Below are 7,970 nucleotides of genomic sequence, written 5' to 3' on the forward strand. Positions count from 1 at the left end.
TTAAACTCGTACTTTTTTCGTTAATATAAAGTGTAGGTGATATTGGTGGCAATGGAAGAAAAAGAATTACAACAACAAGATTATGATGAGAATCAAATACAGGTACTAGAAGGTCTAGAGGCAGTAAGAAAGCGACCAGGAATGTATATTGGTTCTACTTCAGGAAAAGGTCTGCACCATCTAGTTTGGGAAATTGTCGATAATAGTATTGATGAAGCTCTAGCAGGCTATTGTACTGAGATTAATGTCATCATAGAAGAAGATAATAGTATTACCGTTATTGATAATGGCCGTGGTATACCTGTTGGGATTCATGAAAAAATGGGACGTCCAGCAGTAGAGGTTATTATGACTGTTCTCCACGCGGGTGGTAAATTTGACGGCGGTGGTTATAAAGTTTCCGGTGGATTGCACGGAGTTGGTGCATCTGTTGTTAACGCGCTTTCCACAAGCCTAGAGGTATATGTACACCGTGATGGGAAGATTCACTATATTGGTTTTGAACGCGGTCATGTTGTATCTGAGCTTAAAGTAGTTGGTGAGACTGACCATACAGGTACAACTACACACTTTAAGCCAGATGGTGAGATTTTCACTGAAACTCTAGAGTATGATTTTGATACACTTGCAAATCGCCTACGTGAATTAGCCTTCTTAACGAGAGGTGTTAAAATCACAATTGAGGATAAACGTGAAGAAAACAAGCGTAAAGAATATCATTATGAAGGTGGAATTAAATCGTACGTTGAACACTTAAACCGTACGAAAGAAGTGATTCATGAAGAGCCAGTGTTTGTAGAAGGTGAAAAGGAAGGTATTGCGGTAGAAATCGCACTTCAATATAACGATAGTTATGTGAGTAATATTTATTCCTTTGCAAACAACATCAACACGCATGAAGGTGGAACACATGAATCAGGATTTAAAACAGCCCTTACTCGCATAATCAACGACTATGCACGTCGAAATAATATCTTTAAAGATAATGATGCAAATTTAACGGGTGATGATGTTCGTGAAGGACTCACCGCGATTATTTCAATTAAACATCCGGATCCTCAATTTGAAGGACAAACAAAAACAAAGTTAGGAAATAGTGAAGCTAGAACGGTTACCGAATCTATTTTCTCTGATAAGTTTGAAGCGTTCCTTATGGAGAACCCTTCAGTTGCCCGAAAAATAGTTGAAAAAGGAACAATGGCATCTAGAGCCAGAATGGCTGCGAAAAAGGCTCGTGAATTAACGAGAAGAAAAAGTGCACTAGAGGTTTCAAGCCTACCAGGAAAGCTTGCTGATTGTTCTTCGAAAGACCCTTCTATAAGTGAGCTTTATATCGTTGAGGGTGACTCAGCGGGTGGTTCTGCAAAACAAGGTCGTGATCGTCACTTCCAAGCAATCCTCCCACTTAGAGGGAAAATCCTAAACGTTGAGAAGGCAAGACTAGACCGAATTTTATCTAATAATGAAGTACGTTCTATGATTACTGCGTTAGGAACAGGTATTGGTGAAGATTTTGATATTACTAAGGCCCGTTATCATAAAGTCGTCATCATGACAGATGCAGACGTTGATGGTGCACATATTCGGACTTTATTATTGACGTTTTTCTATCGGTTTATGCGTAAGATTATTGAGCATGGGTTTATCTATATTGCTCAACCACCTTTATATAAAATTCAACAAGGTAAACGTGTCGAATACGCATATAATGACCGTGAGCTTGAAAAATATTTAGCGGAATTACCAGCAAACCCAAAACCTGGTATCCAACGATATAAGGGTCTTGGTGAAATGAATCCTGAACAGCTTTGGGAAACAACAATGGATCCTGATAACCGAACAATGCTACAGGTTACCCTCCAGGATGCAATTGACGCAGACGAAACATTTGAAATGCTGATGGGTGATAAGGTTGAACCTAGACGTAATTTCATTGAAGAGAACGCACAATACGTAAAAAACTTGGATGTCTAATGATATTTTACAGGATAGTTTTGAAATCTAGCTCTAGGTGCCGTCGTTTTGAAGTCATAAGCTAAAAATGCTTATGCTTGTTACCGATATGGTATCTGGCGCCTTTCGTTACTATCCTGTGTTTTGGTTATATATTTGAATGGGTTAAAATAAGAATCCAAATTTATTAAGCATTAACTAGCAGTAAGCCGTACTTCACGACCGAATAAAAGTGAATGAGCAATTGCTATAAATGCACGATTGGTTCGACTAACCTTCAGTGAGGTAGAAAACCCCACTGAAGGAAGTCTCACTTTATTTTATACCCCTGATAAGGGAGGTTTCTTTTAATGTCAGAAAATCAAAATTCGCATATTCACGAGATTAATATTAGCCAAGAAATGAGAACATCATTCCTAGATTATGCGATGAGTGTTATTGTGTCACGTGCTCTACCAGATGTTCGCGATGGTTTAAAGCCGGTTCATCGCCGTATTCTTTATGCAATGAACGACTTAGGTATGACTGCTGAAAAGGCCTATAAAAAATCAGCACGTATCGTAGGTGAGGTAATTGGTAAGTATCATCCACATGGTGATGTTGCTGTATACGATACAATGGTTCGTATGGCCCAGGACTTTAACTACCGTTATATGTTAGTGGATGGTCATGGGAATTTTGGATCAGTTGACGGTGATTCAGCTGCAGCGATGCGTTATACGGAAGCACGTATGTCTAAAATATCAATGGAATTATTACGTGATATAAACAAGGATACCATTGATTACCAGGATAACTACGACGGTTCAGAGAAGGAACCAGCTGTTCTTCCTGCTCGATTTCCTAACCTTTTAGTAAATGGTGCATCAGGTATTGCTGTAGGTATGGCAACAAATATTCCACCACACCAATTAGGTGAAATCATTGATGGTGTACTAGCAATCAGTAAGGATCCCGAAATTACTATTGCGGAATTAATGGATATTATACCAGGTCCAGACTTCCCTACTGCAGGACATATCCTTGGTAGAAGTGGAATAAGAAAGGCCTATGAAACTGGAAAAGGCTCAATTACCTTACGTGCAAAGGTAGAAATTGAAGAAATGAAGAATGGTAAGGAAGTTATTCTTGTAACAGAATTACCTTACCAAGTAAATAAAGCTAAGTTGATTGAAAAAATTGCAGAATTAGTTCGTGATAAGAAAATAGATGGAATCACTGACTTACGTGATGAATCAGACCGAAATGGTATGAGAATCGTAATGGAAGTTAGAAGGGATGCCAATGCGAACGTCCTTTTAAATAACTTATATAAACATACTGCTTTGCAAACAACATTTGGAATCAATTTGCTTGCACTATATGATGGGCATCCAAGAGTACTTAATCTAAAGCAATGTTTACAATATTACTTAGATCACCAAGTTGTTGTAATCAGACGCAGAACAGCATTTGAACTTCGAAAAGCTGAAGCTAGAGCACATATTTTAGAAGGCTTGCGAATTGCATTAGACCATATAGACGAGATTATTGCGTTAATTCGTGGTTCTGAAAACACAGACATTGCTCGTGAAGGTTTAATGACAAGATTTAATTTGTCTGAAAAACAAGCACAAGCAATCCTGGATATGCGTTTACAACGTTTAACAGGCTTAGAGCGTGATAAGATTGAAGCTGAATACCAAGAGCTTGTAGCATTAATTGCAGAATTAAAGGCCATCTTAGCGGACGAAGAAAAAGTTCTAGAAATCATTCGCGAAGAACTATTAGAAATAAAAGAGCGTTTTAACGATGAAAGACGTACAGAAATTGTAGCAGGCGGGCTTGAAATGATTGAAGATGAGGATTTAATCCCAAGAGAGAATATTATTCTCACTCTGACAAACAAAGGATACATTAAGCGCCTACCTGTTTCAACATACCGAAGTCAAAAACGTGGTGGTCGAGGTATTCAAGGTATGGGAACAAATGAAGATGATTTTGTCGAACATCTTCTATCTACATCAACCCATGATACAATTCTATTCTTCACAAATAAAGGTAAAGTCTATCGATTAAAAGGGTATGAAATCCCTGAGTATAGTAGAACTGCAAAAGGTATTCCTATTATTAACCTACTAGAAATCGATAAGGAAGAATGGATCAATGCGATTATTCCTGTATCTGAACTAGTGGATGATTGGTTCTTATTCTTTACAACTAGAAAAGGTATTTCAAAACGAACTCCGCTATCATCATTCGCTAATATTCGAAAAGGCGGGTTAATAGCTGTTGGCTTACATGAAGGTGACGAACTTATTTCTGTTCGCCTTACTGATGGGTCAAAAGACATAATCATCGGTACGAAGGATGGCATGCTCATACGATTCCCAGAGTCAGACGTAAGGTCAATGGGGCGTACAGCTGCCGGGGTTAAAGGGATCAACCTGTCTGAAGATGACGAAGTTGTTGGGATGGAGATACTAGAAGATAACTTAGATGTCTTAATTGTAACTGAACATGGTTATGGAAAGCGAACTCCAGCCAGTGAATACCGAATCCAAAGCCGTGGTGGTAAAGGTCTAAAAACTGTTAATATTACTGATAAGAATGGTAAAGTAATTGCAGTAAAAGCTGTTACAGTAGAGAATGACCTCATGTTGATTACCGCAGCGGGTGTCTTAATTAGAATGTCAATTAACGATATCTCACAAATTGGACGCACAACACAGGGGGTTAAGTTGATTCGCTTAGATGAAAATGAACATGTAGCAACAGTTGCAGTTGTTGAGAAAGAAGAAGAAGTGGACCCTGAATTAGAGTTAGATGATGATGTAGTAGTTGAAGAGCAACCAGTGAATGAAGAAACAGAAAATGAATAAATTTAGTAAAAAGGGAAATGCTGCGGTGCAGTGTTTCTCTTTTTTTGGTAAAATAATACTAGTATTTGAACGAAAGAAGAGGGCGAAGCAGAATGCGTGTAAGGACAAGTCAATTACAAGAAGGATGCATTGTATCGAATGACGTATTTTCCTTAACAAATAAACCAATCATCCCTAAAAAAACTGTACTAAGTACTGAACATATTCAAGTTCTTCATGCATTTTTATTACAAGATGTACAAGTAGAATCTTTTCTAATCAACGGGGATCCGTTCACGCCAACTGAGCAAATCATAGAAGAAATAGAAGTTATTGAAGAAAAGAATACAATAGTGGAAGACTACCTCAAGTCTGTAACTCAATACAAACAATTATTCAGTAGTTGGCAGGCTGGTGCTTTAGTGGATATTGCCAAGGTACGTCAAATTATCATTCCTTTATTTAAACGAATACTCGATCAGCCAGATGAATTATCCACCCTGAACAGATATACAAGTCGAGAAGATTATATGTACCATCATTCTGTCACTTTAGGTTTGCTCTCAGGATATTTAGGTAGTAAACTGCAATATAGTGAGAGTGAATGTTATCATCTTGCAATAGCGGGATTGCTTTGTGACTGTGGAATGGCAAAAATAGACTCTAAAATTCTATTAAAAAACTCTTCACTTACGTTAACAGAATATAACGAAGTAAAAAAGCACCCTCTATACAGTTATCGAATGATAGAAAAGATACCACTTGTAAAGGATAGTGTAAAATTAGCTGTTATCCAGCATCATGAACGAATGGATGGGACTGGCTATATCCTTGGAATTACTGGAGAGAAAATGCATCCATTTGGAAAAATCATTGCAGTTGCCGATGTATATTCAGCCATGACCAGTGATCGTCCTTACAGTAACCGTCAATCTCATTTCAAGGTACTCGAGGAAATTAAACGAGACTCATTTGGAAAGTTTGATATGAAAGTTGTAGATGCCCTAACAACGGGGTTTGGTCAAATCAATATAGGGTTGAAAGTAAAACTTTCAGATGGACAAACTGGAGAGGTGATGTTTATTGATCACTCTCAACCGACAAGACCATTACTCAAACTGAGCGATAATGAATTTCTAGATTTAAGAGAAAAACGGGACATTTATATAAATGAAATTATTTAGTAACCTCCAATCTGGGGGTTTTCTCTTTAAATTCTCTTAAAGGTAAAATTAGTACTTGATTTAATAGACGATTGCATCTATAATTCAAAAGGCTTATTCATTTATCAAATATTATTTTAAAAAAGTAATTGACTTCAATTATGATAATGTGATATATTAATAAAGTCGCTTCAGGGCGATGAAAAAAGTTCTTTGAAAACTAAACATAATACAAGCGTCAACGTTTTTAATTTTGGTAACAAACTATTGAGCAATCAATACTCTTATTGGAGAGTTTGATCCTGGCTCAGGATGAACGCTGGCGGCGTGCCTAATACATGCAAGTCGAGCGAACTTTTGGGAGCTTGCTCCCAAAAGTTAGCGGCGGACGGGTGAGTAACACGTGGGTAACCTGCCTGTAAGACTGGGATAACTTCGGGAAACCGGAGCTAATACCGGATAACATCGAAGACCACATGGTCTTCAATTAAAAGGTGGCTTTTAGCTACCACTTACAGATGGACCCGCGGCGCATTAGCTAGTTGGTGAGGTAACGGCTCACCAAGGCGACGATGCGTAGCCGACCTGAGAGGGTGATCGGCCACACTGGGACTGAGACACGGCCCAGACTCCTACGGGAGGCAGCAGTAGGGAATCTTCCGCAATGGACGAAAGTCTGACGGAGCAACGCCGCGTGAGCGAAGAAGGCCTTCGGGTCGTAAAGCTCTGTTGTTAGGGAAGAACAAGTATCGTTCGAATAGGGCGGTACCTTGACGGTACCTAACCAGAAAGCCACGGCTAACTACGTGCCAGCAGCCGCGGTAATACGTAGGTGGCAAGCGTTATCCGGAATTATTGGGCGTAAAGCGCGCGCAGGCGGTCCTTTAAGTCTGATGTGAAAGCCCACGGCTCAACCGTGGAGGGTCATTGGAAACTGGGGGACTTGAGTGCAGAAGAGGAGAGCGGAATTCCACGTGTAGCGGTGAAATGCGTAGAGATGTGGAGGAACACCAGTGGCGAAGGCGGCTCTCTGGTCTGTAACTGACGCTGAGGCGCGAAAGCGTGGGGAGCGAACAGGATTAGATACCCTGGTAGTCCACGCCGTAAACGATGAGTGCTAAGTGTTAGAGGGTTTCCGCCCTTTAGTGCTGCAGCAAACGCATTAAGCACTCCGCCTGGGGAGTACGGTCGCAAGACTGAAACTCAAAGGAATTGACGGGGGCCCGCACAAGCGGTGGAGCATGTGGTTTAATTCGAAGCAACGCGAAGAACCTTACCAGGTCTTGACATCCTTATGCCATCCCTAGAGATAGGGCTTTCCCTTCGGGGACATAAGTGACAGGTGGTGCATGGTTGTCGTCAGCTCGTGTCGTGAGATGTTGGGTTAAGTCCCGCAACGAGCGCAACCCTTGATCTTAGTTGCCAGCATTTAGTTGGGCACTCTAAGGTGACTGCCGGTGACAAACCGGAGGAAGGTGGGGATGACGTCAAATCATCATGCCCCTTATGACCTGGGCTACACACGTGCTACAATGGATGGTACAAAGGGCAGCGAAACCGCGAGGTTAAGCGAATCCCATAAAACCATTCTCAGTTCGGATTGCAGGCTGCAACTCGCCTGCATGAAGCCGGAATCGCTAGTAATCGCGGATCAGCATGCCGCGGTGAATACGTTCCCGGGCCTTGTACACACCGCCCGTCACACCACGAGAGTTTGTAACACCCGAAGTCGGTGGGGTAACCGCAAGGAGCCAGCCGCCTAAGGTGGGACAGATGATTGGGGTGAAGTCGTAACAAGGTAGCCGTATCGGAAGGTGCGGCTGGATCACCTCCTTTCTAAGGAAACTGAAGTTCTACGAACTTCATAAAAAGACGCTTTGTATTGTGGTCAGTTTTGAGAGTGCTTTTTCTCTCAAAGTCGTTCCTTGAAAACTAGATAACGTAACAAAACATTCATTGAAGTAGTAAAAGTTCTTTTAACAACTTTAGGCGCACGAGAAGCAAGGAGTTCGAG

3 protein-coding genes and 1 rRNA gene are annotated in these 7,970 nt (G+C 40.7%); all 4 read left to right on the forward strand.

Annotated elements, in window-relative coordinates:
- The first annotated feature begins 51 nt into the window (after positions 1 to 51).
- The 4 genes from gyrB to CZ490_RS17540 all read left to right on the forward strand — a co-directional run bounded on the left by gyrB (position 52) and on the right by CZ490_RS17540 (position 7,792).
- Positions 52 to 1,974 carry a DNA topoisomerase (ATP-hydrolyzing) subunit B gene (gyrB, locus tag CZ490_RS17525; protein ID WP_077621105.1) on the forward strand — a complete coding sequence of 641 codons (1,923 nt, stop codon included), beginning with the start codon at positions 52 to 54 and terminating at the stop codon, positions 1,972 to 1,974.
- A gap of 329 nt (positions 1,975 to 2,303) precedes the next feature.
- Positions 2,304 to 4,814, forward strand: coding sequence for a DNA gyrase subunit A (gene gyrA / locus CZ490_RS17530; RefSeq protein WP_077620120.1), 2,511 nt, complete (start codon positions 2,304 to 2,306; stop codon positions 4,812 to 4,814).
- Between the two features lie 92 nt (positions 4,815 to 4,906).
- Positions 4,907 to 5,977 carry an HD-GYP domain-containing protein gene (locus tag CZ490_RS17535; protein WP_077620121.1) on the forward strand — a complete coding sequence of 357 codons (1,071 nt, stop codon included), beginning with the start codon at positions 4,907 to 4,909 and terminating at the stop codon, positions 5,975 to 5,977.
- A gap of 263 nt (positions 5,978 to 6,240) precedes the next feature.
- A 16S ribosomal RNA gene (locus CZ490_RS17540) occupies positions 6,241 to 7,792 on the forward strand.
- The last annotated feature ends 178 nt before the right edge of the window (positions 7,793 to 7,970 follow it).

Source organism: Litchfieldia sinesaloumensis, assembly GCF_900156865.1.
GTDB classification, from domain to species: domain Bacteria; phylum Bacillota; class Bacilli; order Bacillales; family Bacillaceae_L; genus Ferdinandcohnia; species Ferdinandcohnia sinesaloumensis.